General features: G+C 39.8%; 18 protein-coding genes. 9 read left to right on the top strand and 9 right to left on the bottom strand.

Annotated elements, in window-relative coordinates:
• Window positions 1-61: 61 nt before the first annotated feature.
• The 8 genes from LMH66_RS09935 to ampD all read right to left on the bottom strand — a co-directional run bounded on the left by LMH66_RS09935 (window position 62) and on the right by ampD (window position 16,036).
• Window positions 62-2,275 carry a patatin-like phospholipase family protein gene (locus tag LMH66_RS09935; RefSeq protein WP_420709415.1) on the bottom strand — a complete coding sequence of 738 codons (2,214 nt, stop codon included), beginning with the start codon at window positions 2,273-2,275 and terminating at the stop codon, window positions 62-64.
• Between the two features lie 145 nt (window positions 2,276-2,420).
• Window positions 2,421-6,878: an EAL domain-containing protein gene (locus LMH66_RS20485; protein ID WP_229369679.1), complete on the bottom strand. Its 4,458-nt coding sequence runs from the start codon at window positions 6,876-6,878 to the stop codon at window positions 2,421-2,423.
• A 214-nt stretch (window positions 6,879-7,092) separates the two neighbouring features.
• Window positions 7,093-8,520, bottom strand: a complete 1,428-nt coding sequence (lpdA, locus tag LMH66_RS09925; protein WP_229369676.1) for a dihydrolipoyl dehydrogenase — start codon at window positions 8,518-8,520, stop codon at window positions 7,093-7,095.
• A gap of 156 nt (window positions 8,521-8,676) precedes the next feature.
• Window positions 8,677-10,635 (bottom strand): dihydrolipoyllysine-residue acetyltransferase, encoded by a 1,959-nt coding sequence (gene aceF, locus LMH66_RS09920; RefSeq protein WP_229369673.1) that lies wholly within the window; start codon window positions 10,633-10,635, stop codon window positions 8,677-8,679.
• Between the two features lie 11 nt (window positions 10,636-10,646).
• Window positions 10,647-13,310 (bottom strand): pyruvate dehydrogenase (acetyl-transferring), homodimeric type, encoded by a 2,664-nt coding sequence (gene aceE / locus LMH66_RS09915; RefSeq protein WP_229369670.1) that lies wholly within the window; start codon window positions 13,308-13,310, stop codon window positions 10,647-10,649.
• A gap of 74 nt (window positions 13,311-13,384) precedes the next feature.
• A complete protein-coding gene (pdhR, locus tag LMH66_RS09910; RefSeq protein WP_102527414.1) occupies window positions 13,385-14,137 on the bottom strand; it encodes a pyruvate dehydrogenase complex transcriptional repressor PdhR in 753 nt (250 codons plus the stop codon).
• Between the two features lie 394 nt (window positions 14,138-14,531).
• Window positions 14,532-15,383, bottom strand: coding sequence for a beta-lactamase regulator AmpE (gene ampE, locus LMH66_RS09905; RefSeq protein WP_102527413.1), 852 nt, complete (start codon window positions 15,381-15,383; stop codon window positions 14,532-14,534).
• A gap of 104 nt (window positions 15,384-15,487) precedes the next feature.
• Window positions 15,488-16,036, bottom strand: a complete 549-nt coding sequence (gene ampD, locus LMH66_RS09900; protein ID WP_229369668.1) for a 1,6-anhydro-N-acetylmuramyl-L-alanine amidase AmpD — start codon at window positions 16,034-16,036, stop codon at window positions 15,488-15,490.
• 204 nt (window positions 16,037-16,240) lie between these two features.
• Between ampD and nadC the strand changes: the two genes are divergently transcribed.
• Together nadC and LMH66_RS09890 are read left to right on the top strand one after the other, a co-directional pair.
• Entirely contained in the window at window positions 16,241-17,119 is an 879-nt protein-coding gene (nadC, locus tag LMH66_RS09895; protein ID WP_229369663.1) for a carboxylating nicotinate-nucleotide diphosphorylase, read from the top strand.
• Between the two features lie 1,096 nt (window positions 17,120-18,215).
• On the top strand, window positions 18,216-18,647 hold the full coding sequence (locus LMH66_RS09890; RefSeq protein ID WP_267869133.1) for a pilin: 432 nt from the start codon (window positions 18,216-18,218) through the stop codon (window positions 18,645-18,647).
• Window positions 18,648-18,713: 66 nt separating this feature from the next.
• Here the strand turns inward: LMH66_RS09890 and LMH66_RS09885 are convergent, their stop codons facing one another.
• Window positions 18,714-20,072, bottom strand: a complete 1,359-nt coding sequence (locus LMH66_RS09885) for an O-antigen ligase family protein (protein ID WP_229369660.1) — start codon at window positions 20,070-20,072, stop codon at window positions 18,714-18,716.
• A 317-nt stretch (window positions 20,073-20,389) separates the two neighbouring features.
• Here LMH66_RS09885 and pilB point away from each other — a divergent pair, with 317 nt between their 5' ends.
• Genes pilB through mutT form a run of 7 tightly spaced genes read left to right on the top strand, consistent with a single transcriptional unit; the run spans window position 20,390 to window position 26,404 of the window.
• The gene (gene pilB / locus LMH66_RS09880) at window positions 20,390-22,099 is read left to right on the top strand and encodes a type IV-A pilus assembly ATPase PilB (RefSeq protein WP_229369658.1); all 1,710 of its coding nucleotides are present in this window, start codon (window positions 20,390-20,392) and stop codon (window positions 22,097-22,099) included.
• Window positions 22,100-22,158: 59 nt separating this feature from the next.
• Complete coding sequence (locus LMH66_RS09875) at window positions 22,159-23,433, top strand: type II secretion system F family protein (RefSeq protein WP_229369656.1); 1,275 nt, start codon at window positions 22,159-22,161, stop codon at window positions 23,431-23,433.
• A gap of 26 nt (window positions 23,434-23,459) precedes the next feature.
• The gene (locus LMH66_RS09870) at window positions 23,460-24,389 is read left to right on the top strand and encodes an A24 family peptidase (RefSeq protein WP_324295170.1); all 930 of its coding nucleotides are present in this window, start codon (window positions 23,460-23,462) and stop codon (window positions 24,387-24,389) included.
• Between the two features lies 1 nt (window position 24,390).
• Window positions 24,391-24,996, top strand: coding sequence for a dephospho-CoA kinase (gene coaE, locus LMH66_RS09865; protein ID WP_229369654.1), 606 nt, complete (start codon window positions 24,391-24,393; stop codon window positions 24,994-24,996).
• A 9-nt stretch (window positions 24,997-25,005) separates the two neighbouring features.
• Window positions 25,006-25,743 carry a cell division protein ZapD gene (gene zapD, locus LMH66_RS09860; protein WP_229369652.1) on the top strand — a complete coding sequence of 246 codons (738 nt, stop codon included), beginning with the start codon at window positions 25,006-25,008 and terminating at the stop codon, window positions 25,741-25,743.
• A gap of 41 nt (window positions 25,744-25,784) precedes the next feature.
• A complete protein-coding gene (gene yacG / locus LMH66_RS09855; RefSeq protein WP_229369651.1) occupies window positions 25,785-25,994 on the top strand; it encodes a DNA gyrase inhibitor YacG in 210 nt (69 codons plus the stop codon).
• An 11-nt stretch (window positions 25,995-26,005) separates the two neighbouring features.
• A complete protein-coding gene (mutT, locus tag LMH66_RS09850; RefSeq protein WP_229369839.1) occupies window positions 26,006-26,404 on the top strand; it encodes an 8-oxo-dGTP diphosphatase MutT in 399 nt (132 codons plus the stop codon).
• Window positions 26,405-26,807 lie beyond the last annotated feature (403 nt).

Genomic DNA, 26,807 nt, shown 5'->3' with positions numbered 1-26,807 from the left:
GGTATTTACATCATAAAAAAAGCTGCCCTATGGCAGCTTTTTTTATGATGCTATTTAACGGTTAGAAGTTTTTACCGATGAATAGATAGAATGCTTGTTCACCCGTGTCAGTAAAGCCCACGCCCAAGGCTGCAGGCCCCCAGCTAGTGTCTGTACCAAGATATAAACTGCCAGCATAAATCAGATCATCTAAATCTACATTATCTCTATTAACCCAGACATTACCGCCTTCGAAACTGGTACCAAGGTATAAAGGAACATCTGACAGTAATACATCACGGCCTAAGTCATATTGATAAATTAACGCACCAAATGCTTTATGTGCCCCAGCTAATGCGCCTTTGTGATACCCCGATAAGTTTAAGAAGCCGCCAAGCTCAGAGACATGTAAAGTAAACTCTCTGTCTACATCAACGGTTGCAAGCTCTATTTTGCCCACAATAGCGTGATTACCTAGCTTTAACGCACCTTTCCAATCTGCTTCGTAGTACCATGATAACTCACCGGAATCTTCGATTATGGCACCTTTATATTCCTCATCACGAACTGATGCTTTAAATGTGAGACGCTGTCCTTCGGTTGGGAAACTAATGCTATTTAGCGTATCGAAGGTTGCCATGAAGTAACCCCCTTTCGACTTGTAATCCAAATCGATTTGCGTCACTGCACGGTTTGATAAAGTACCGGCTTCTCCCACGGCACCTAATTCAATTAAGCCTGCATGGGAATAATTGTAACCTACGCCAACCGCAAACTGATGTAAGGCGTTTTTTAGTTCATACTCTCGTTCATTGCCATCGTAGAAATCCCAATCTTTGATTTCATATTCATAATGAACACGGCCGTAGTAATCTTGGTCTTTACTGAATGGCTGATAAAATTCAGTACTAATACGTTTCTCGTACCCTAACTGCACTTCATTGCGCCATTCTCCACCATTATTAGTCAGTTCACCCATGGTGTAGGCTAAGCTTAAGGTTATCGCTGAGTCTAACGTAAAGTCATCTTCCCAATTAAAGCCAACATCAAAATAATTCGGTCCCCAAGATTTAGCATGTGTATTAATGGTTAATATGCGTCCTTCTTCAGTGTCTTCAAATTCAGCATCAACACGCTCGAACTTATTCAATGAATATAGCCGCTTTACTCCAGCCTCTAATGCTTCTTTGGTGATAACCTCACCTTCTTTAAGGTTCAACTCCTCACGTAACAATCGCTCGCTAACCTTGGAATCATTGACGAATACGATTTGCGTAGCAGGACGGTTAACTTGATTCACTAGTCGGTTTTTGATTTGTTTTTTATCAGCTTGATACTGCTGATACTCTTTCTCACTGACGCCTAAATGAGCCAGCATTGGCAATGCTGCTTCACCAGCTATTCGGCCCGCTTCTAATGCCTGAGGCATAATTTCAAAATCAGTGGTGCTCATATCATCAATGGCAGGACGAATAAGCACATCACCTTCAACCAGTAATGTCTTCTGATGTTGAGTCGTGGCCATGGTCAGAATAGTCGATAGCTGTTCAAGTACCGCTATCGTGCTATCCAGTTCTTCTTTAGAGGCCAGTGGTGAGCCAATATCAATCGCTATCACAACATCGGCGCCCATCGCTTTAATCACATCGATAGGCATATTGTTGGATATACCACCATCAACCAATAATTTACCATCTATCTCAGCAGGTTGAAGTGCTCCAGGAACGGTCGCTGAAGCTTGCATGGCTTTGACAATACTGCCTTTTGCTAATATCACAGCATGGCTGGTCGTTAAGTCTGTGGCCACGGCGCGAAACGGAATAGCTAAGTCGTCGAAGTCGCCAAACTGTTCAACCAAATCGGTTGAGTCACGCAATAACTGCGACATGGTCTGGCCTCGTAACAAGCCACTGGGCGCAGCAAGGCCGCCATCTTTATAACCTACGTTAATGGGGATATTGAATTTATCGCGGTGTTGTTTGTCTCGAAATGAAAGGTCTTCACGGGGAATGGTATCTGAATAACCTTCTGCCCATGGAGAGTTAAGCATGATGTCTTCAATTTCAGTGGCGGTATAACCCAGTGCATACATACCACCGACATAGGAGCCAATACTGGTACCCGTGACATAATCCACCGGAATGCGATTTTTCTCTAGTACTTTAAGCACGCCAATATGAGCAGACCCTTTTGCTCCACCACCACTTAATACTAATCCGACTGAAGGTCGTTCTTGAGCATAAGCCATACTTATGACCATACTCAGTACTATACTCAGTAACATTAGCTGTGTGATTTTGCGCCCCATATAAAGGATCCCTTTCTTTAAGTTATTATCGGCGCCATTCTAACAAAGAAACCCCAACATTAATAAAACCTTTTAAACACTAAATTAACAGTTAGTATTTTCATTAAGTCGTTTTCGAGTTTGAATTTCAATGTTATTCAGTATCAATTACGTCTATCCCAGTTGAGCTTGTTTCTGTTATACCAATAAAGGCATCTAGCTGTTCTTGCGGCATGGGCTTAGCAAAGTAATAACCTTGAATGATGTAACAGCCTCGGCTAAATACTTGCTCCATTTGCTCATATGACTCAATACCTTCTGCGACTACATGTAACTTTAAATTTCGCGCGAGCTCTATAATACTGCTTACAATGGCTTGGTCAGCTTCGTTTGTCGCAATATCGATCAAGAAAGAACGATCAATCTTAAGTGTGTTCACTTCAAAATTTCGTAAATAAGCCAAAGATGAATAACCTGTACCAAAATCATCAATTGCCACTTCAATGCCTAGCTGTTTTAGCTTGGTTAAATGTGAGACAGCCACCTGTAATTCTTTCATCAGCACGCCTTCAGTGATTTCTATCGCCAAGCAGTGAGGTGGCATCCCCGTGTCTTCTAATATCACTTTCAAACTGTCAATAAAATCAATTTGTCTGAACTGAACGGCGGATACATTGACCGATAATTGAAAAGGTTGGTCATACAATGCATACCAACGTGCGCCGTCTGTACAAGCCTGTCTTAGCACCCAAAGATCAATATCAATGATCAATCCACATGATTCAGCCACTTTGATAAAGACATCTGGGCGAATAAATCCATCTTCAGGATGTTGCCAACGAATGAGCGCTTCCATCCCAATAAATTTATCTCCTTGAAGAATATCTATTTGTGGTTGGTAGAAAAGCGCTAGATCATTATTTTCCAATGCCTTACGTAATTCTGATTCAATTCTTAAATGATATTGCGCTTCGGCGTTTCGCTCTGCTGAATAATATTGGAAATTGCCTCGTCCCTCATCTTTAGCGTGATACATGGCCAAATCAGCATTTTTAATCAGGGTTTCAGGATCGAGTGTGTCTTCAGGCCACATGCTGATCCCAATACTGGTCGAAACAAAGAACTCTCGACCAAATAATTTAAAGGGGGCGCCAATTTCTTGAAGGATCTTTTCAGCGATCAAGTTTATTTGATCAACATCATCGGCATCTCTCAATAAAATCACAAATTCATCACCGCCAAAACGACACACAAAATGATTGTCACCCACACTGCCCTGCAATCGTTTCGCGGCTTCCACCAGCAAAGCATCACCCATACTATGTCCGTATGAGTCATTCACATGCTTAAAGCGATCTAAATCTAAAAACAATAATGCTAATTTTTCATTTGTTCGCTGAGCTTGCTGAGTGATAGCACTCAATCGACTGTTAAACATAGAACGGTTTGCTAAACCAGTCAGCATATCGTTGTTGGCTAAATGACGAAGGTTTAACTCGTTTTGTTTACGGACAGTGATATCAGAGAAAACCACCACATAATGCTGGGTATTACCTTGCTTATCTAGCATGACAGAAATATTGGCCCACACAGGGAAATACTGCTTAGACTCGCCAATAAAAGTCAGCTCACCATTCCATGAACGCTCACTTTTCAGTAAGTTATCAATAATTTCAGATTCGTTTTGTGAGGGTATCAATGACTCAAAAAATGCCCCGATTAACTGATTATGACTACTAGTTAATAACGTATTTGCCGCACTATTGAGCACTTTTATTTTTTTGTCATGATCAAGAATCAACATACCTTCTGACGTGTTCTCAAACGCTTTGGCGAATAGGTCTATTTCGTTTTGCAATTCTCGCTGCTCCGAAATTTCGGTATATATCCCAGCAACCTTAGTTAATTGCCCAGATTCAGCATCGCGTGACATCATTCGACCGCGAATACGCAGCCAACCGATCTTCTCCTCACCTCGATAGTAGCGAAACTCAACATCCACTGAATTGTGTTCACCTTTAAGTAAACCAATCCATTGTTGGTTCACTGTGTCTTTATCTTCTTCGATAATGGGTAAGTCAGAAATTAAATAAGAAAACTGCCGTCTTTCACCTAAAATACCTGATTGATTCTCAAAATGAATACGGTTTGATTTATTATCCCACTCCCATAAATCCGAATCACTGCCTCTTAAAGACTGGCGTAGCTTATCTTCGCTTTCTCTTAACGCGCTATTAATACCAATGACTCTTCGAACTTGCTTTTGACGTAACCATACCGATGTAAATGCGATAAATAATATAGTGAACAACACCAGCATTTTAAACCATTGTGATGCCCACCAATATTCATCAACTGTAAATTGAAATTGGAACGGTTCACTTGACCAAACCCCTTGCTGTTTATGAAGTAATTCCAGGGTATAAGCCCCAGCTCTTAAATCAGCAATATTAATTTGAGTTTGGCCTTCCAACAGAATGTAATTCGATTTCTTGTTCGAACCATCTAATCGTAAACGATATTTAATACTAATTGGTGCCGTATCAATATAATCAAACGTGGTCATTTGGAAACTAATCAACTTGGCATCTGGGCGAACAGTTTGAAATGAATCAGCGAGCAGATATAGTTCGGTTTCTGCTTCGTAATAAACTGAAATTGATTCTAGAGAGATTTGTTGACTACGGCTGCGATGTTCTAACTTCTCTACATCGACTAGCATAGCCCCGTCAGGGCTGCCGATATACAGGCCTGCCTTGGGATCATAAAACGCGGCTGCTTCATTAAATTCTGATGCAGTAAAACCATCGTGAACAGAAAATACTTCTATTGCTTCACTTTTTATATCTTGACGAATTAAGCTGTTTTCACAACCAATAAGATTATAACGTGCTGTTCTTTCGAGAAAATAAATCGTATCACAATCGACATCTAATGAGTTGTTTACAGAAGAAACGGCATACGTTTGCAAGTTAAGTAACAATAACCCTTCTTGATAAGTACCAAGCCATAAATGATTATCATCAACTTGGAATATATTATTGATGCCGACATTGGGGTATTGACTGACAATGATATCAGACAAAGACACTAGCTTGTTCTGCTCATCAAGATAGCCTAGGTACTTGTTACCGCCGACCCAAAGCTTATTGCTTAGATCACGGTATATACTTGAGACGCTAGTTCTTGAATGCCTCTCATCATCTCTAAATAATGGAATTTGTTCTATCTTTGCCAAGCCAGGTTGCCAATAATGAATTTCATTAAATGTCCCCCACCAGATCCGGCCATTAAACTGTGGGTCATTATATGAAGCGAATAGTTCCTTTCCCCTTAAGTTATTACTATCAGGTGCAAACTCTGAAAAGTCGACTTCTTGATTAGACTGTTTGTCATAAACAAAAAGTCCATTGGTTGTCGCTAATACAAGGTGCTGACTGTCTAAAGGTACCAAACTATAAACTGAATCACTGGTTTCAAATTCATTAGGCAAATGCAAGCTGGAGTCTAGCGTTTTTTTATCAACAATATTGAGTCCTCCGTCCCCACCTAGCCAGAGTTTTTCACCCTCGGCATAAATGCTCCAAACCATTTCATTGACCAATTTATACTGAGACGCTTTATTGAAATAATCTAATAAAAAATCTGGTTTAAGCGCTAATAATCCCAAACCCTCACCCGAGCCGCCCACCCAGATGAACCCATGTTTATCGATAGCAATATCATCAACATAGTCAATGTCAGAATCACGTTTTAATTCATCTTTATAAGATTTAATCACTTGACTATCAGGCTGCCAAGAAAGGAGACCTGAAGTAGTCGACATCCATAAATGACCGAGTTTATCTTCAACTATTTGGCGGATATTAAGTGGAGTAATGTTGATTTTACTAATGACTTGATTGCTTATATCGACGCTATACAAGCCTTTGTTTGTATACGCCCAGATATTATCTTTACTGTCGATAAATAAACCACGAATCGATGTATTTGGTACATTCCAATCAATGCTAGATTGTAACTCGCCCAGGGCATTCCTAAGCTCAATCCTATTGGTACTGGAGTATATAATGTGATTATCTTGTAAAGGGTTGATGCTATTCCAGGATAAAGTATCATCCAATACAAGGCCGTAATCTAACTGCAATGTGCTGCTATCAAGCGTCATCACACGTCCCGACTCTGTTAATAGCATCACATTATCATTCGCGAGTATGGTGTGACTGGTAATAGGGTCGTTATCAAAGTTATCAACAGGGTCTATTAGCAAATTATAAAATTGATTTGTTGAAATATCATAAAGGGTGAGTGATAAATCACTTTTGAGTAACAGATGAGTCTTGCCCACTTTGATTAATGATTTGATATTTTCGTAACTTAACGCATCTGCACTACCTGGCTGGTCTATTCGACGTACAGCTGAACTGCTGACTCTATAAAGACCTTGCTGAGTCGCTAGCCACACATAACCGTAATCATCAAACGTAATATCATTAATGGTGTAATCAACGAGTCCATCTTTGGCATCAAAAAGTCGCTGTACAAGGTTTACCGCAGCGGCTTGCGTGCAAAAAACAATAGCCAGAAACACGATAGTAAAAAACTGGTTCACGCGTTTTATCATTTTTATGAGAGTACTCTTATGACGAATCGTTTTGTTTGGGCGTTTCCTTGCAAGAAAAAATAGGCTTCATGCCTGACGGTAACTGAACAGATAAAATATCACTATTGATACATTCTTTAAATATATCACTTACATGTAAACTTAGACCAAAAAAAAGCACCCCGAAAGGTGCTTTATTACAAAATGCTACAGTTGTTACCGCTTACTTTTTCTTCTTTGCCTTTGGATTTGGCAAATCAGTAATTGAACCTTCGTAAACTTCCGCAGCAAGTCCAACAGACTCATGTAATGTTGGATGAGCATGAATCGTTAGTGCTAAATCTTCAGCATCACAACCCATTTCAATTGCTAGGCCAATTTCACCTAATAGCTCACCACCATTAACACCAACAACAGCACCACCGATAACACGATGAGTTTCTTTGTCGAAAATTAACTTAGTCATACCGTCACTTGCATCTGAAGCAATTGCGCGGCCACTTGCAGCCCAAGGGAAACTAGCGGTTTCGTATGCAACGCCCTGCTCTTTTGCTTCTTTTTCAGTTAGACCAACCCACGCTACTTCTGGGTCAGTATAAGCAATTGATGGGATCACTTTAGGGTCGAAGAAGTGCTTAAGACCTGAAATAACTTCAGCGGCAACATGACCTTCATGCACACCTTTGTGAGCAAGCATCGGTTGACCAACGATATCACCAATAGCGAAGATGTTAGGTACGTTAGTACGTAACTGCTTATCAACATTGATAAAGCCACGCTCATCTACATTAACGCCAGCTTTTTCAGCATCGATAGATTTGCCGTTTGGTGTACGACCAATAGCCACTAGAACAGCGTCGTAACGGATAGGTTCAGCTGGTGCTTTCTTGCCTTCCATTGTGACGTAAATACCGTCTTCTTTTGCTTCAACCGCTGTCACTTTAGTTTCAAGCATCAAGTTGAATTTCTTCTTGATTTTCTTAGTAAAGATACGAACGATATCTTTGTCTGCAGCTGGAATAACTTGGTCAAACATTTCAACCACGTCAATTTCACTACCGATTGATGAGTAAACTGTGCCCATTTCTAGGCCAATAATACCGCCACCCATAACTAACAATTTACCAGGCACTTCTTTAAGCTCTAGTGCGTCAGTCGAATCCCAAATACGTGGGTCTTCATGTGGAATAAACGGTAGCTCAATTGGACGAGAACCAGCAGCGATAATCGCGTGTTCAAAGTGGATCACTTTAACGCCGTCTTCACCTTGTACTTCAATAGTGTTTGGCGAAGTGAACTTACCGTAGCCATTAACCACATCAACTTTACGCATTTTAGACATTCCGCCTAATCCGCCAGTTAACTGACCTACTACTTTTTCTTTAAAGCCGCGAAGTTTTTCTAAATCAATAGTTGGCTCACCGAATACAACACCGTGATGCGCAACTTCTTTCGCTTCTTCGATCACTTTAGCTACGTGTAAAAGTGCTTTAGATGGGATACAACCCACATTCAAACAAACACCGCCTAACGTGCTAAAACGTTCAACAATAACCGTTTCTAAACCTAAATCTGCAGCTCGGAATGCTGCTGAATAGCCTGCAGGGCCTGAACCAAGTACTACTACCTGAGTTTTGATTTCGTTACTCATGTTTTCCTCTATTTTTCTCTTGTTGGCGGAAAAACCGTCCAAACTGCAAAATGTGGGCAAATCTTGTAAGGTGGCTGCATTTTACCCTTTGTTTGATACTGATCACAATCCTGTGACGAGATAAAAAAGGCTGCTCACAGTGAGCAGCCTTTTTCTTTACAAAATTAACGTACGGATGTCGCTAAGAATGCTTGATAATGTCACGCTGAAACGCGCAGCCATTGCACCATCAATTACACGATGGTCATATGACAATGACAGAGGCAACATGAGCTTAGGCTCAAAGTCACTGCCATTCCATTTAGGCTTCATTTCCGACTTAGACACACCTAAGATAGCCACATCAGGATAGTTAACGATTGGGGTAAACGCAGTACCACCGATGCCACCTAAACTTGAGATAGTAAAACAGCTACCTTGCATATCTGCAGACTTAAGCTTGCCATCACGAGCGCGGACAGAAATGTCCATTAGCTCACGTGAAAGCTCAACAATGCCTTTCTTATCAACGTCACGCACAACAGGAACCATCAAGCCATTTGGTGTATCAACTGCAACACCAATGTGGAAGTATTTCTTCTGGATTAATGACTCACCATCTGCACTTAAACTTGAGTTAAACACTGGGAATTCAGCCAATGCTTTTGCTACTGCTTTCATCATAAAGACCAGCGGAGTTATCTTGTAATCTGCTTTCTTTTTCGCAGCAAGTGTATTCTGCTCTTTACGGAATGCTTCTAACTCAGTGATATCAGCTTCATCAAATTGGGTCACATGTGGAATAGTGACCCAGTTACGATGTAAGTTAGGCCCAGAAATCTTCTGGATACGGCTTAATGGAATTTCTTCCACTTCACCAAACTTACTAAAATCAACTTTAGGTGCAGCAATCACATTTAAGCCACCTGCGCCACCAGCAACAGCTGTAGCAGCAGACGCTTTAGGACGACTAAGTTCATACTTAATGAATGCTTGAACGTCTTCTTTAAGAATACGTCCTTTACGGCCTGTACCTTTAACTAAAGTCAGGTCAGCACCAAATTCACGCGCTAAGCGGCGAACAGCTGGTGATGCATGTACTGCACCTGTTTTAGGCTGACTGCCCGCACTTGGATGATGTGGCACTGGCGCAGCTTTTACTGGCGCAGGAGCCGCTGCAACCGGTGCTGGTGCACTAGCTGCTGGAGCGGGTGCGCTAGCAACTGGCGCAGCAGTCGATATGGTTTCAACGGTAGCAATAATGCTACCTTGAGACACTTTATCGCCTACATTTACCGTTAAACTAACAAGCTTACCCGCAAATGGCGCTGGTACTTCCATGGTTGCTTTATCTGTCTCAAGGGTAATTAATCCCGTATCGACTTCAAGCACATCACCAACGGCAACCAAAACTTCAATCACATCGACATCAGCAGCATCACCAATATCTGGTACTGCCACTTCTTTCACTTCAACAGTACTAGTTGCAGGAGCCGCAGGAGCTGGTGCACTTGCAGCAGGTGTTGCTGCTGGTGCAGCAGCCGTCGCGCCTACTTCTAACATCAGTACTAATGAACCTTGAGAGACTTTGTCGCCAACAACGACTTTAAGCTCTTTGACAACACCAGCAGAAGGCGCAGGCACTTCCATTGTCGCTTTGTCTGTTTCAAGGGTAATTAAGCCAGTATCAGCTTCAATGGTTTCGCCAACGCTAACGAGTACTTCGATAATATCGACGTTCTCAGCATCACCAATATCAGGCACTGAGACTTCAATGATTTCTGTACCACCAGCTACGGGCGTTGCACTCACAGGTGCGGCAGGAGCTGTCGCTTCTGGTGCAGGTGCTGGAGTCGCAACAGGAGCCGGCGCTGCAGCTTCCGCAGGTGCCGATTCTGATGCAGCATTAAGCATTGCAATCAGTTTACCTTCTGAAATCGTGTCACCTACAGCTACTTTTAGCTCTGCAACGGTACCTGCAAATGGTGCTGGAATATCCATTGTCGCTTTATCGCTTTCAACCGTAAGAATTGAATCTTCTGCAGCGATGTCATCACCAACTGCAACACAGACTTCAATAACCTGAACTTCATCACCACCGATATCAGGAACCAAAACTTCTTTTAATTCAGCCATTTTGTTTCTCTCTATGCGTACTGTGGATTAATCTTATCAACGTCGATACCATATTCTTTGATGGCTTTAGTGAGCACATCAACTGGTATTTCGTTACGGTCAACAAGGGCTTTTAATGAAGCAACAACGATGAACTTAGCATCTACTTCAAAGTGGTGACGTAAGTTGTCACGGCTATCACTGCGACCGAAACCGTCAGTACCTAGCACTTTGTAATCTGTAGGAATGTAAGCACGTAATTGCTCGCCGTAAACCTTCATATAATCTGTAGCAACAATTGCTGGCGCATCTTTTGATAGCACTTCAGAAATATAAGGTACTTTTGGCGCTTCAGTCGGATGGAGCATGTTATAACGCTCAGCTGCTTGGCCATCACGAGTTAACTCGTTAAAGCTAGTCACGCTGAATACATCTGCAGTAATACCAAAATCTTTTGATAAGGCGACAGCTGCTTTGCGCACTTGCTCTAAGATAGTACCGCTACCCATTAACTGGACAGAACCTTTACCACTACCTTGAAGGGTTTCTAACTTGTAGATACCTTTAACAATGCCTTCTTCGCTGCCTTCTGGCATAGCAAGTTGTTCGTAGTTTTCGTTCATCGTTGTTAGGTAGTAGAAAACATCTTCCTGCTCACCATACATGCGACGAATACCATCTTGAACAATCACTGCGATCTCATAACCGTAAGTCGGATCATAAGAAATACAGTTAGGGATAGTGTTAGCTAATACATGGCTGTGACCATCTTGATGCTGAAGACCTTCACCATTCAATGTAGTACGACCAGATGTACCACCCACCATGAAACCACGAGCTCGCATATCACCTGCTGCCCATGCCATGTCGCCAATACGTTGGAAACCAAACATTGAGTAGTAGATGTAGAATGGGATCATTGGGGTATCGTTAACTGAGTAACTTGTTGCCGCAGCAACCCAAGATGACATTGCACCTAACTCGTTAATCCCTTCTTGCAATACTTGGCCGGTTTTATCTTCACGGTAGTAAGCAACTTGATCTGAATCTTGTGGTTCGTACTTTTGTCCTTCATGAGCATAAATACCCACTTGGCGGAATAAACCTTCCATGCCAAAGGTACGTGCTTCATCAGGAATAATCGGTACGATTTGTTTGCCGATTTTTTTGTCTTTTAACAATGCAGTTAAAATACGTACAAATGACATTGTGCTTGAGATTTGACGACCGTTAGAACCTTTAAGTACTGAGTCGAAAATCTTCAATGATGGTACTTCGATATCTTGTGAGAATTTCTCAAGACGTTTTGGCATAGCACCATGTAAAGTTTCACGGCGCGCTTTAAGGTACTTAACTTCTTCTGAGTCAGCACCAGGATGATAGTAAGGAATATCTTCTAACTGATCATCGCTAATTGGGATATTGAAACGATCGCGGAAGTACTTAAGCGATTCTACGCCCATTTTCTTCACGTTATGTGCGATGTTTTTACCTTCACCCGCATCACCCATTCCGTAACCTTTTACTGTTTTAGCAAGGATTACTGTAGGACGACCTTTGGTGTTTTTAGCGTGCTGTAGTGCAGCATAAATCTTAACTGGATCATGACCACCACGGTTTAGACGCCAAATGTCATCATCTGACATGTTAGCAACCATTTCCGCTGTTTCTGGGTATTTGCCAAAGAAGTGCTCACGAGTGTACGCGCCACCTTTCGCTTTACAGTTCTGGTATTCACCATCAACGGTTTCTTCCATCAACTGCAATAATTTACCGCTAGTGTCACGTGCAAGTAATGGATCCCAGTAGCGACCCCAAATCACTTTAACTGCTTCCCAGCCTGCGCCGCGGAACTCGCCTTCTAGCTCTTGAATGATCTTACCATTACCACGAACAGGGCCATCAAGACGTTGTAAGTTACAGTTAACGATAAAGACTAAGTTATCTAATTCTTCACGGGCAGCAAGACCGATAGCACCTAATGTTTCAGGCTCATCACACTCACCATCACCCAAGAAACAGTAAACAGTTTGCTCAGAGCAATCTTTTAAGCCACGGTCAGTAAGATACTTAAGGAAACGTGCTTGATAGATTGCTTGAATCGGACCAAGACCCATCGATACCGTCGGGAACTGCCAGTAGTCAGGCATTAACTTAGGATGCGGGTATGAAGATAAACCTTTGCCATCAACTTCTTGACGGAAACCATTCATTTGGTCTTCGCTAATACGCCCTTCAAGGAACGAACGAGAATAAATACCCGGTGCGATATGACCTTGGTAATAAACTAAATCGCCACCGTCTTTTTCATTTGGAGCACGGAAGAAGTGGTTAAAACACACGTCATAAATAGTCGCACTAGAGGCAAAACTTGAAATGTGACCACCTAGTTCTAAATCTTTTTTAGAACCACGTAATACCATTGCAAGTGCATTCCAACGAACGATTGCACGAATGCGACGTTCCATTTCCTGATCGCCAGGCATATGCGGCTCTTGGCCTGAAGGAATCGTATTCAAATAAGCTGTCGTCGCTTTATATGGTAGATGGGTACCATTGCGGCGAGCTTTATCGATTAATTGTTCAAGTAGAAAATGCGCACGTTCAGGGCCTTCTTGCTCTAAAACGGCTTGCAGTGAATCTACCCATTCTTGAGTTTCTAATGGATCTAAGTCTTGTAGCATATCTTCAGACATGTCGCTGTCCTTCTCTAGATACTGATAATTAATGTGTTTCGGTCAATTTATAATGATTATCACTATAATTTGTATCAAACACCGCTCTTTAAACGGCGCAAGCTACGCTGCAACCGACTGTCTTCTTCCCTCACAGACAACATGACTTCCTCGATGTAACTTAAATGTTCGTTCGAGGCTTCACGAGCCGCATCAGGGTCGCGACGAACGATAGCAGCGAGTAATGCTCGTCTGTGCTCATTCGCCATTGTAGATGCTTCTTCGCGGCGGCTTAGAAGCTCTAAGTTCTGTGCTACGTTCTTGTGCAGCACAGGGGTTAAACTAAGTACTAGGTGTAACATCGCCACATTATGTGAAGCTTCGGCAACTGCACGATAAAAACGTACAATCGCATCTGCTTGTGCTTCAACATTAGCTGCAGCTTCCACTTCGTTGATAGAACGCTTAATGCTTTGCATATCAGCGTCATTTCCACGAAGTGCGGCAAAATAAGCCATCATTCCTTCTGTTGCATGACGAAATTCCAGTAAGTCATACTGACTTTCTGAATCATTGTGCATCAACTCAACAATAGGATCGGCGAGGCTTTGCCATAGTTGTTCTTTTACATAGGTGCCACCACCTTGGCGACGCATTAAAAGCCCTTTGGCTTCTAGCTTCTGGATCGCTTCGCGTAATGAAGGACGAGACACTTCAAACTGCAAAGCCAGTTCACGCTCAGGCGGTAACTTCTGGCCAGGCTGTAAACTACCTTCAAGGATCATGCGCTCTAATTGCTCCATGATCACATCTGAAATTTTAGGCTGGGTTATTTTGCTATAAGCCATTTGGCCCTCAGCTCCGTTGTCAATTGGTCTTACCAATTTATATGAGATAGCGCACTTTATCAAATCAAACATTTGATGTCTAGTTAGGCTAGTGTTGAATGGATGTTAAGTGAAGGTTTTAAACGCTCGACTTCGTAATAGAATAAGAGCATAACGAAAAAAACCTTCAAAGGGGTCTGACCATTTACTAAACGCGACCACGGAAGGGCTGCGAATCAAGTAAACCTATTTAAAGTGATTACATCAGCCACAATTTCTGTTAAACATTAGCAGTAAATGCAGCAATTGAATGGTTAAAAAATAAAAACTGTTTTTCTATTTCAATTTAATATTAGTTATACATTAATTAATATTAATCATTCGTATTTATAAAGATTAGCAATCTCGCGTCAACCTAACTCACTAATCCAAAAATCGTTAGCACCGATAGTACGGTAAGCAGCAAAATAAAGTTACGTTTACTGAGTGCCAGTAATGCCAGTGTTGGTTGTACACAAACAGGAGCTGAAGTTGACTCAGGAAGTGTTTCAGCGGCGAGCGCGGTATAAGTGACAATATTTTTAGCTGAATTGTTAGCGTTAAATACTTGCTTGCGCCATTCTGAAATCCCAGATGCAAAATGCCCACTCAACACAAAACCAAAACTGAACACCCGACTCGGGATCCAATCAAGCAAAAAGAGTAATTGACTGATAAATGGCATATCGAGTTTATTCTGTTGATTATATTGCTCATAAAAACGAACTGAACAATAAAGTACTGCGCCAACAGGGCCAAAGAAAATCAGAAATAATGCCACTGCGCCGTAATAGCGGTAATTAACCCAAGCAACCGTTTTACCGATTTGCTGGCCTAAATCTTTTTCATCAATGGCATCTAAACATTCAGTACAATCTAGGTGCTCAGCGTAATGGTAACAAGCTTGTACATCTCCACGGCAGGCCGCCAACATGTACTTTTTAAAACTACTACGAAGAGATTGATGACTTAAACAAAAAATAGCAATTGCAACCCATAACAACAGGGTAACCAAGTCATAAAACACACCGTCTATGAGAAATAATATAAGAAAAACAATAATGGCAGGAATTAACACCACTGCAGAAACAGCAAGCGGTGAATCAAACTTGTTATCTTTCCAAAACAATTGCTGATACTTGGCTAGCATTGAATCAAACTGCCAATTGGCAGGTAAAAGCTTAAGCCTTTCGACCATGATCGCAATTAATAAAGAAAATAGTGCCATGTGACTCCTGTTTACAGCTTTAGAAGTGAAAGCTTAAAAAATCTGGTTGATGTTGGTATATGAATCAACTGCAATCGAGAATGTGCATTAATTGAGACTCACACTTAACCCGATAGCATTCCCAAATAGCGTTGCCAATCAAAGCTCTCCCCTGGGTCTGTTTTACGTCCAGGTGCTATGTCGCAATGTCCTACAATTTTACTTTGATTAAGCATAGGATATTCATTAAACAACTCCAAGGTTAATTGCACTAAAACTTGATATTGCTCATTGGTATACGGTTCTGTATCAGTCCCTTCAAGCTCTATACCAATGGTAAAATCATTATAGTTTTCACGGCCATTAAAGCTAGAAACCCCTGCATGCCAAGCCCTGTCATCACAGCTTACATATTGCACAACTTCCCCATCACGGCGAATTAAAAAATGAGCAGAGACTTCAAGTCCCACTAATTCGCTAAAACTAGGATCAGCATTGGTATCTATACATCCCTGAAATAAACCGTCGATATGAGGTAAACCATAACAACCCGCAGGTAAACTGATGTTATGAATCACCAAGCCACTCACTTCATTTAAAGGTCGTTGATTAAAGTATGGCGACTTACATATACGGGCAGCTTGATGCCACCCAGCTTGAATCATGTTTTTCATATTACAGTTAAGTCACTTAATGCCGAGTAGAGAGAAGATAATAAAAGAACTTTGTCGTTAATTAAACAAGCTCAATGTAACAGCTCAATGCTATATTTTAAAATAACAACTGTGGTAAAGTTGCCTGCATACCTGTTTTATTATCAGCTGGCTGAATTTGACATACTCCAGCTTGATGTCGCTGTAATAGCAAGGACTAAGCACATGATTGAAAACGATATCCGACAAGCCGTAAAAACAGCGCTTGATGAAGACTTAGGTCATACCCCTTCCCATACACCCAAAGATATTTTAGCTGCCGATATAACCGCACAACTTATTCCAGCTGATAAATACGCAGAAGCTGTATTAATCACTCGAGAAGAGGGCGTTTTTTGCGGAAAAGCATGGGCAGAACAAGTCTTTAATCAACTCGGTGGTGATGTGGCGCTGCATTGGCATGTTGATGACGGTGACTTATTAGTAGCCAACCAAGTGCTATGTGAATTATCAGGGCCAGCTCGAGCTATTTTAACTGGCGAGCGCACGGCAATGAACTTCATCCAAACCTTATCGGGTGTTGCCAGCTTAACCAAACACTATGTTGACAAGTTAGCGGGTACCCACACCCGACTACTAGACACTCGAAAAACCATCCCAGGCCTGCGTACAGCACAAAAATATGCAGTCACTTGCGGCGGCGGCAAGAATCACCGCATTGGTTTATTTGATGCATTCTTAATCAAAGAAAACCATATCATGGCCTGCGGCAACATTGATTTAGCGGTTAAAGCGGCTCGAAAGCTAGATAATGAAAAACCAGTAGAAGTAGAAGTAGAATCAATCGCCGAACTAACTGAAGCATTTGAGGCAGGTTCAGATATTATCATGCTAGATAATTTTGATGTCACTATGATGATAGAAGCAGTGGCACTTAACCACGACTTTAAAGCGCAAGGGAAAGGAGCAAAGCTTGAAGTGTCGGGTAATGTCACCATCGATACCATTGCAGACTTTGCGAAAACAGGTGTGGACTATATTTCTGTTGGCGCGCTAACAAAACATGTCAAAGCCTTGGATTTATCGTTAAGGTTAAAAGGCTAGTTTTTAGCACTCAGTTATTAGCATTTGGCAGCTAGACGTTAGAACTAAACGATAGAGGCTTACATTCTAATACTTCATAACACTAATAACGGTATTGAGTCTGCCTAATACTATAAGTTATCCAACAAAAAGCACTCTACTCAAGAGTGCTTTTTTAATACTTCATCTCAAAGCTAATTAGAAAGTAAAATAATACCCATCCAGTGAGATGATTAACCAACTTAGGGTTACTTAGCTAAGCCTGCTTGAATTAGCTTGCTTATTTAAGGTTACATACTCAAGAATAGCTTATATTGATAAACGATTCTTGCTGAGCATCAAAATACAAATCTAAACTCTCAATATTGCATTCGCTTAACTTTCTGAAGTTTTCAAATCATCTCAAGTGGTCTTACCATATATTTAAGCACTAAAGATATAGTACATTTTTCTACTAATTTTATTTTCTGAATAAGCCATATTTTTGACTTTCAAAAACTTCAGTCAATTAATCCACGACACCTCAAAAAATGTCATCATTTTGTTGCGAAACCAGTGCCAACAAGGGCTTAAATTACATTTTTTTGGCTTTTTTTACACTTTAAGCCTGCAAGGTATTCCTTTTTTGATAACTTTATAATAACGTTCACTACAGGCGAGTATAATTTCAAGCTAAACTTTTTTACAAATTACTTTTCAAAGCGTTACGAGCGTAACATTTGTTAGTTTTTAATAGTAATTGATTGAGGTCACCTTGACTGAAACACTCCTTTAACAATATTTCAGTAAAGTTATATTGTTTGTTGCCGTTAGTAGATAAAGTGGCGATTATTTAATCTCTACTCTATCCTGTAACTGTAAACTTGAAAGAATGAAGTAATAGGTTGACCCACCAAATTACATTCATCGTTGTATAGCAATATTTGGTGAGTCACACTTTTAAAAGCATTAACAGTTTTAAAAAGTTAATAAAAAATACACTAGTTTATTAATGCTAGAAGGATTGTGGTGATAGGACACCAGTTAACAATATTAAGGGCCTTTAATAATGTTAAGTTTCAAGGATAAGAACAAACCCGAAGCAACACTAAAGCACCAAAAAAGAGAGAGATAAAAAATGAAAAGCATTAACCAAATCAAAAACGCTAAGGGTTTTACTCTTATTGAATTAATGATCGTAGTAGCGATCATCGGTATTCTTGCAGCAATCGCATTGCCTGCTTATCAAGATTATACTGTAAAATCTCAGGTAGGCTCTGCTTACTCAGAGCTAAGTTCATTAAAGTCTCAATTTGAAGTTGTCAAAAATGAAGGTAAAACTCCTTCATTAACCGCAGCTGATGCTGGTTATATCGGTCAAACTGCAGGTGGTGGCCGTTATTGCGCACTTACAGTTACAGGAACGAGCATCGCTTGCTCAATTAAAAACTCTAATGCTGATAAAGCAAATGGTAAAACTTTAACTTTAAACAGAACGACTGAAGGTGTTTGGTCATGTGCTGTTGGTGGCGGTTTAGATGCCAAGTTCAAGCCTGGAAGCTGTAGTTAAAACCTAAATTTTTCTACAAAAACCTAGGCATCGCCTAGGTTTTTTTTCGCCATAAAGTTTTGATACTTAAAACTCAATTGCCCCATTAAGCCAAACCCTTGGATGTTGCGTATTTTTCAACGCATTATGCTCATAACTTCCCAGCACCATGCTTAAACAGAAAATTGTTACTAAAATAATTACAATTTTCCCCTTAACTCCAATTAAGTGTTTCTTTCTATTTTGTTTGTTACTTAAACTCAAAGCTATAACGAGACTCAATAGTAACTGAGTAAATGGCATTACTAACACGCCACTAAATAAAGAATAAACACTTACTGCAACAATTGAGAAAGTAATACTTTCTAGTTTTTCATCTGGGATTGCGAGTTGACCTAATAAGTGTTTCAGATACATGAAGAAAATACCTAAAATCATGATACAAATTGGTATTCCATATTCATATAACAATTGCAATATTGAATTATGCAGATGAGCATTGGGAAGAGGCCTATCTGCAGCCCAAGCGAAACTCATAGGGCCAAAGCCAGCCCAAGGTCGCTCAATTATATTATTTATTGCGTAAGCCCATAGCTCTAATCGACCAGAGCTTGATGTTCTCAAAGCCATGTCCGAGTCACTAAACAGTAAAAATGGAATTAGAGCAATCAACACCCCCCATAAAATAAAACCAAATGAGAAAGACTTGATAATAAAACAACCGAACTGTGATTTGTGCTTACTGCACAAATAAAAGCCAACTAGGATTGAAGAAAAAACTAAGGCTAAAATTGCGCCTCTAGCTTCTGTTTGTAACAACACCAAGCAATGAAGCGATGCTAAGAGCAGTGCAATTTTTTTATACTTTTTTAACGATTCTATAAATACAACCAAAGATAAAAAAGGATAAACAACCACCTGTAACTGATTGAAAAAGCGAATGTTATCATAACCAGAAACTAAAGTTACGTTACCGAGAGAATTACCCTCAAAGTATGAAAATAACAAATAAAGCAAATAACTGGTGAAATGGAAAGCGGAAAATAAAACTGCGGAAAAAAACAACAAACAAGTGAGTTCGTGTCTAGTTACAATCTGCACCCAATTATAGAAAATTGAACAAGCAATAAGTAACATTAAAATATTAGAAATTTCTACCAAGCCCCAGTATGGGTGGTCACTTAAAATAGCTGAAATAATTGCGCAAGATAGAGTTGCAGTAATGATCAAAGATTGCTTTACCGTAGGTAATTCAATGTAAAGTTTCTTTACCATGCAAAGTAAAAAAGTAGAAAAACCAATAAAGCATAAAACTAAAATTCGTTTACTATCATAAATCGCACCTAAACCTGTTAAATCTGTAAACCTATTTGCTAAAACAGACCCAAGTAAAATCGTAGTAACAAACGTAATGAATTGAATTAGACTAACATCTCTTAGTTGCATTGAATTAATACCATTTAATTACTAAAATTGAATTTTTACGATTTATAAAAATTTTAGAAGTGCTAATTTTTCAGCAAAATAAACCAAATATGGATCTTGCTTGAAGTAGTACTTAAAGTCATATAAATCGAATGATTTACTGACACTATACATAAAGCAACACATTCACTACATATAAATTTTTGAACAATAATATCAAATGAAAACTTATAAGTTTGCGAAATTTATTGAGTTTGTTTTATATGATAATTTCTATTGAATGACATCTTAACTAAAAGAAGTTAAGATTTAGTAAATAGTGATAATTTGGAGCTCTTATGGCAGCAACAAGTCTCAATTTAGGGCTTTCAAACATTTTTGTAAGAAAAAATTTATTAGACGAACAATCAATGTCTAATGCAATTTTACAGTCTCGAAAAACGAAAAAAACGCTAGTTAGTACAATAATTTCTATGAAAGCACTTTCAGCTAGAGAAATAGCTGAAATGTGTTATGAAGAATATGGCAGCCCTCTATTAGATTTATCCGAATTTGATATTGCGAATATTCCTGAAGAAATTCTCAATAAAAAGCTAATTGCTAACCATAAGTGCCTCCCTCTATTCAAGCGTGGCAACCGCCTTTACATTGCCACATCTGATCCAACAAATATTGCAGCATTAGAAGACTTTCAATTCAGCCTTGGCCTCCACGCAGAAGCAATTATAGTAGAAGACGACAAGCTAAATTCAATACTTGAAAAAGTTCTGGAAGAAGACATTTCTGGACTCGGTCTTGATGGCATGGATGAAGAAGCGCTGGCTGGCATTGAAGTTGCTGATACTGACAGACAGGAAGAAGAACAAGCCGAGAGTAGTGATGACGCACCAATAGTCATATATATCAATAAAATACTAACAGACGCCATACGTAAAGGAGCTTCTGATCTGCATTTTGAGCCTTACGAGAAGCGTTATCGCATTCGCTTTCGAATAGATGGAATATTACACGAAGTTTCTGAGCCGCCGGTCAATCTATCAAACCGCATATCGGCCCGTTTAAAAGTGATGTCAAAGCTCGATATCGCCGAGCGCCGCGTCCCCCAAGATGGCCGCATTAAGATGAAACTGTCACGTACAAAGTCTATTGATTTTCGTGTCAGTACTTTGCCCACCATTTGGGGCGAAAAAATCGTAATGCGTATCCTCGATTCATCTTCAGCGCAACTCGGCATCGAAAAGCTCGGTTATGAAGATGACCAACGTGAACTCTATGAACAAATGCTCGCCAAACCTCAAGGGATGATTCTAGTTACTGGACCTACTGGCTCAGGTAAAACAGTTTCGTTATATACGGGACTTAATATTCTTAACACGGAAGAGCGCAATATTTCTACCGCTGAAGATCCAGTCGAAATTAACCTTGAAGGGGTTAACCAGGTTCATATTAATTTAAAAGCTGGCTTAACTTTTGCGTCGGCGCTTCGTTCATTCTTACGTCAAGATCCCGATGTGGTGATGGTCGGAGAGATCCGTGATTTAGAAACCGCTGAAATCGCCATTAAAGCTGCACAAACAGGTCATTTAGTACTATCCACCTTACATACTAACTCGGCAGCAGAAACATTAACCCGCTTAATTAATATGGGCGTACCAGGTTATAACATAGCAAGTTCAGTCAACTTGATTATTGCACAACGTCTAGCACGTCGCTTATGTCCTGAATGTAAATCGCCAGAAGACGTACCTAAAGAAGAACTACAACGCCTAGGTTTCTCTGATGATTTAATTTCTGCTGGTTTTACGGTGTTTAAACCTATTGGCTGCGATCATTGTTCTGGTGGTTATAAAGGGCGGGTCGGTATTTACGAAGTAATGAAAATGACAGATGAGATTGCTAGAACGATTATGGAAGGCGGTAATTCATTACAAATTGCCAAACAAGCAACAAATAGTGGTATGAGAAATCTACGCTTATCAGGCCTCCTTAAAGTTACTAAAGGCATTACCAGTATTGCTGAGGTCAATCGAGTTACCAGTTTCAATTAACAGGCTGTAATTTTACGTTAAGCATTGATTGCGAATTAAAATAAAAAAGGATTTGCTTTATGGCAACAGCAACGGCTAGAAGAAAGTCATCAATAAACAAAAAGTCTAAAAAAGATACTAAACACCAACCTAAAGTGTTTACATTTCAATGGAAGGGAGTTAATCGTGATGGCCAGCGTACTTCAGGTGAGCTAAGAGGTACGACTATTGCCGAGATACGTAGTGTATTAAAAGCACAAGGCGTGACTCCGAAGGGTGTACGTAAAAAAGCAACACCTCTCTTTAAATCTGAAAAGAAAATCACTGCAATGGATATTGCAATGATTACACGTCAAATATCGACGATGCTGGCTGCTGGCGTACCTTTAGTAACAACAATAGAACTCTTAGGAAAAGGCCACGAAAAAGCAAAGGTAAGAGAGTTACTGAGTACAATTCTTTCAGATATTCAATCTGGTATCCCGTTATCTGATGCCTTAAGGCCCCACAGGCAATATTTTGATGATTTATACGTGGATCTAGTAGCTGCTGGTGAACATTCTGGTTCTTTGGATGCTGTATTTGATCGAATCGCGACTTATCGCGAAAAAGCTGAACAACTGAAATCCAAAATTAAAAAAGCCATGTTTTACCCAGCTGCAGTTGTCATAGTTGCTATTGCTGTAACTGTATTACTTTTATTATTTGTTGTTCCGCAATTTGAAGAAATTTTTAGGGGGTTTGGCGCTGAATTACCTGCATTTACACAATTGATTATTGGCATTTCGGAATGGCTACAAAGTTCTTGGTATTATTTTGCAATAGCAATAGTAATCGGAATATTTTTGTTTAAGCGAGCACACCGAAATTCACAAGCTTTTAGAGATAGAGTCGATGAAGCTCTTCTGAAAATACCAGCGATTGGCAATATTTTGCATAAAGCTGCCATGTCAAGATTTGCGCGTACTCTGGCAACCACCTTCTCGGCCGGTGTTCCTTTGATTGATGGTTTAGAATCTGCAGCAGGTGCGTCTGGCAACGCAGTATATAAGAAAGCATTATTAAAAGTACGACAAGAAGTCATGTCAGGCATGCAGATGAATGTAGCTATGCGCACAACAGGCTTATTTCCAGATATGCTGATTCAAATGGTAATGATTGGCGAAGAATCGGGCGGACTAGATGACATGCTTAATAAAGTTGCCAATATTTATGAAATGCAGGTTGATGATGCTGTCGATGGTTTATCAAGCCTGATTGAGCCGATTATGATGGTCGTAATTGGTACCATTGTGGGTGGATTAATTATCGGGATGTATTTACCAATTTTTGAAATGGGCAATGTTGTCGGTTAACAGATAATTAATTAAGAAAAAGAATAATGAATGATTTTATTAACAGCTTTATAAGTACTATGAGCCAATACACTTGGCTCTTTATCTCAATAAGCTTCATTTTTGCAGCTACTATTGGCAGCTTTTTAAATGTAGTCATTCATCGCTTTCCTGTGATGATGAAACGTGAATGGCAAAGTGAGTGCAATTATTATCTCACTGAGTATCACCCAGATATAGTCAAAGAAGTGGGTGAGAAAAGGTTAAATAAACCCATCGATGATTTTCCAAAGAAATATAATCTAGTTGTTCCTGGTTCCGCTTGCCCTAAATGTAAAGCAGATATTAAGCCTTGGCATAACTTACCAATTTTAGGCTGGCTAGCGCTGGGCGGTAAATGTGCTAACTGCAAAATAAAAATTAGTGCTAGATATCCAGTTTTTGAATTAATCACAGGTTTGCTCATTGCAACATTAGCTTGGCATTTCGGACCAACATGGCAGTTCCTGTTTGCTTCAATACTTACTTTTGTATTAGTTGCACTCACCGGCATTGATTTAGATGAAATGTTATTACCAGATCAATTAACCTTACCTCTTTTATGGCTAGGCCTGATTATTAACCTAAAAGGAATTTATGCTAGTCCAGCAGATGCCATTATTGGCGCGACTGCCGGTTACTTAAGCCTTTGGTCTGTATTTTGGCTGTTTAAAATAGTGACCGGAAAAGAAGGCATGGGATACGGTGACTTCAAATTACTCGCTGTATTTGGTGCGTGGCTAGGCTGGCAATTTCTTCCTTTAATCATTTTGCTATCATCTTTAGTTGGCGCAATTGTGGGAATATCAATGATGCTGGCTAAAAACCTCGGTAGAGATAATCCCATTCCGTTTGGTCCCTATATCGCGATTGCTGGTTGGATAGCACTTATTTGGGGTCAAGATATCATTAATTGGTATTTGGGAACTCTGATTTAACATGGCAAACTTCATAGTAGGCTTAACTGGGGGGATTGGTTCAGGCAAAACCACAATAGCGAATCAATTCTCAGAACTCGGAGTGGAACTTGTTGATGCCGATATTATTGCCCGAGAAGTCGTTGAGCAAGGTACCACAGGTTTAAGTCAGATTATTTCGCACTATGGCATGGATATTTTAGATCCATCAGGAAATCTAGATAGAACTAAATTAAGGTCTAAAGTTTTCGACGATGAGCAAGAAAGGCAATGGTTAAATAATTTACTGCATCCTTTGATTAGAAAGCAAATGTTAGTAGCAGTCAAAAATGCTAAATCTCCCTATGTTATTATGGTTGTACCCTTGCTATTTGAGAATGGGTTAGATAGTTTAGTCAATACGACTTTAGTGGTGGATATTCCACCACATGAACAGGTAGCAAGAACAGCTAAGCGAGATGGGGTTAATTCAACACAAGTTGAAAAAATCATAAACCGTCAAATATCTAGGAAATCAAGACTATCAAAGGCTGATGCAGTCATTGACAATACACTTGTACTAGAAGAAGTACGAAAAACTGTTCAGTTATTACATTCAAGCTACCTTGAGCAAGCATCAACAGCATAGATAATAATAATGAATAACGAACTGATTTATGAGCAACCGCTTAACGAAAAAACGAGAAGCTACCTTCGTTTAGAGTATTTGGCTGACCAGTTAGCGATGCACACTGAATCAGATCATCAACACCATTGTTTTTATCCATTATTTTCTCTTGCCGAATTAACAGACAGATGTGATTATCGAACAGATATTCTCAAAGACATAGATAAGCAACTCATTGTTTTAAGTAAGTGGCACGCTTTACCTCACGTAGATAAAAAGCAAATCCAGCATATCATCGATCAACTCAATGCATCAAAAGCCCCCCTTCAAACCAATGAGCGAATTGGTTGTCAATTAAAAAAAGATAGGTTTATTGCAGCACTGAAACAACGATTTGGCATGCCAGGAGCCTGCTGTAATTTTGATTTACCACAATTGCATTTTTGGTTATCAAAGGATTGGCCACAAAGACAAGCAGATCTTCGCAGTTGGGTTGAAAATTTTTTACCAATATTGACACCGATAAAGCTATTGTTAGATCTAACGAGAAGTACAGCTGAATTTCGCACCTCTGAAGCGCAGCAGGGGTTTTATCAAGGAAACAGCGTTCAAACCTTATCTTTGATAAGAGTAAAAATAGATTGCAGCCAAAGTTGTTATCCAACAATTAGCGGCCATAAAAATAGATACGCCATCCACTTTGTCGGTTTTGATAACCAAAAACACACAGATAATTTAGTTAAATTCAAACTAGCTACTTGTCACTAAAATCTTTACTATCTCCCTGTAACCAACAGTGAGTAATTTATATGCCTATATCTGTAAAATGCCCAACCTGCCAAGAAAATGTTGACTGGACACCTGAAGCAAAATTTAAACCTTTTTGTAGTGAGCGTTGCAAAATGATAGATCTGGGTGACTGGGCAAGTGAAAAACATGCCATACCTGTGAAGCCAGAATTTGATCACGAAACACTCGATAGTGAAGGTTTCGATGAAGGCGATTTTTTCAAACATTGAATAAGAAAAAAATGAAAAGAATCCATGTTGCAGTTGGCATTATAGTTAATACAGAGCAAGAGATATTAATTGCTAAAAGACACCAGCACCTTCACCAAGGTGGAAAATGGGAATTTCCAGGTGGTAAGGTGGAAAATAAAGAAAGTGTCTCCCAGGCTCTAATTAGAGAGCTTAAAGAAGAAGTAAATTTAGATATTCACGCTACAACTTCATTTATGGAAATATCACATGATTATCCTGATAAGCATGTATTGCTAGACATACACCTAGTAAAAGACTTCCAAGGCAATGCAGAAGGTATCGAAGGACAACAAATTAAATGGATTCCTTGTTCGGAACTTAAAAATTATGATTTCCCAAAAGCTAACCAACCAATAATTGATAAACTTTTGGAGTTGATAGCTAATTAAGTTCGTCATTTGAGTTGTTTCAACCTAATCAACAAGATTTATGTCAACACTCGACTAGAAGTACAACTAACAACTTCGTTAATTCATCTTTTGCACACTAACAATTCCCCATAGATCTTAGTTTAAATATCATAATTCCATACATAAAATAGCCCGTTACGTGAGCAACGGGCTATCTGCTCTCAAATAAGAGGCACTAATTTTAAAGATATGGGGCGCTTTACGATGACCTATTTTTTACTATCCTTGTAAGGGCACATGGGCATATTATTGTGGCTTAATGAATCTGTACACCGATATGGGGTAAACTCCCCTTAAGATAAATTGGTGTAAAAATGATGACAACTAAACCTACTTACTCAACAGAATTTAAAATTGATGCGGCTAATCTTGTGATTAAACA

Origin of the sequence: Shewanella sp. 10N.7 (genome assembly GCF_020806285.1) — a bacterium.
Taxonomy (GTDB): domain Bacteria; phylum Pseudomonadota; class Gammaproteobacteria; order Enterobacterales; family Shewanellaceae; genus Shewanella; species Shewanella electrodiphila.
The sequence above is the reverse complement of the archived record's forward strand: the minus strand, read 5'-3'. Positions and strand labels throughout refer to the sequence as shown.

Bases quoted from the DNA above. Each gene is read 5' to 3' on its own strand.
- lpdA (WP_229369676.1), bottom strand. From the start codon at position 8,520: ATGAGTAACGAAATCAAAACTCAGGTAGTAGTACTTGGTTCAGGCCCT.
- aceF (WP_229369673.1), bottom strand. From the start codon at position 10,635: ATGGCTGAATTAAAAGAAGTTTTGGTTCCTGATATCGGTGGTGATGAA.
- aceE (WP_229369670.1), bottom strand. From the start codon at position 13,310: ATGTCTGAAGATATGCTACAAGACTTAGATCCATTAGAAACTCAAGAA.
- pdhR (WP_102527414.1), bottom strand. From the start codon at position 14,137: ATGGCTTATAGCAAAATAACCCAGCCTAAAATTTCAGATGTGATCATG.
- ampE (WP_102527413.1), bottom strand. From the start codon at position 15,383: ATGGCACTATTTTCTTTATTAATTGCGATCATGGTCGAAAGGCTTAAG.
- ampD (WP_229369668.1), bottom strand. From the start codon at position 16,036: ATGAAAAACATGATTCAAGCTGGGTGGCATCAAGCTGCCCGTATATGT.
- nadC (WP_229369663.1), top strand. From the start codon at position 16,241: ATGATTGAAAACGATATCCGACAAGCCGTAAAAACAGCGCTTGATGAA.
- LMH66_RS09890 (WP_267869133.1), top strand. From the start codon at position 18,216: ATGAAAAGCATTAACCAAATCAAAAACGCTAAGGGTTTTACTCTTATT.
- LMH66_RS09885 (WP_229369660.1), bottom strand. From the start codon at position 20,072: ATGCAACTAAGAGATGTTAGTCTAATTCAATTCATTACGTTTGTTACT.
- pilB (WP_229369658.1), top strand. From the start codon at position 20,390: ATGGCAGCAACAAGTCTCAATTTAGGGCTTTCAAACATTTTTGTAAGA.
- LMH66_RS09875 (WP_229369656.1), top strand. From the start codon at position 22,159: ATGGCAACAGCAACGGCTAGAAGAAAGTCATCAATAAACAAAAAGTCT.
- LMH66_RS09870 (WP_324295170.1), top strand. From the start codon at position 23,460: ATGAATGATTTTATTAACAGCTTTATAAGTACTATGAGCCAATACACT.
- coaE (WP_229369654.1), top strand. From the start codon at position 24,391: ATGGCAAACTTCATAGTAGGCTTAACTGGGGGGATTGGTTCAGGCAAA.
- zapD (WP_229369652.1), top strand. From the start codon at position 25,006: ATGAATAACGAACTGATTTATGAGCAACCGCTTAACGAAAAAACGAGA.
- yacG (WP_229369651.1), top strand. From the start codon at position 25,785: ATGCCTATATCTGTAAAATGCCCAACCTGCCAAGAAAATGTTGACTGG.
- mutT (WP_229369839.1), top strand. From the start codon at position 26,006: ATGAAAAGAATCCATGTTGCAGTTGGCATTATAGTTAATACAGAGCAA.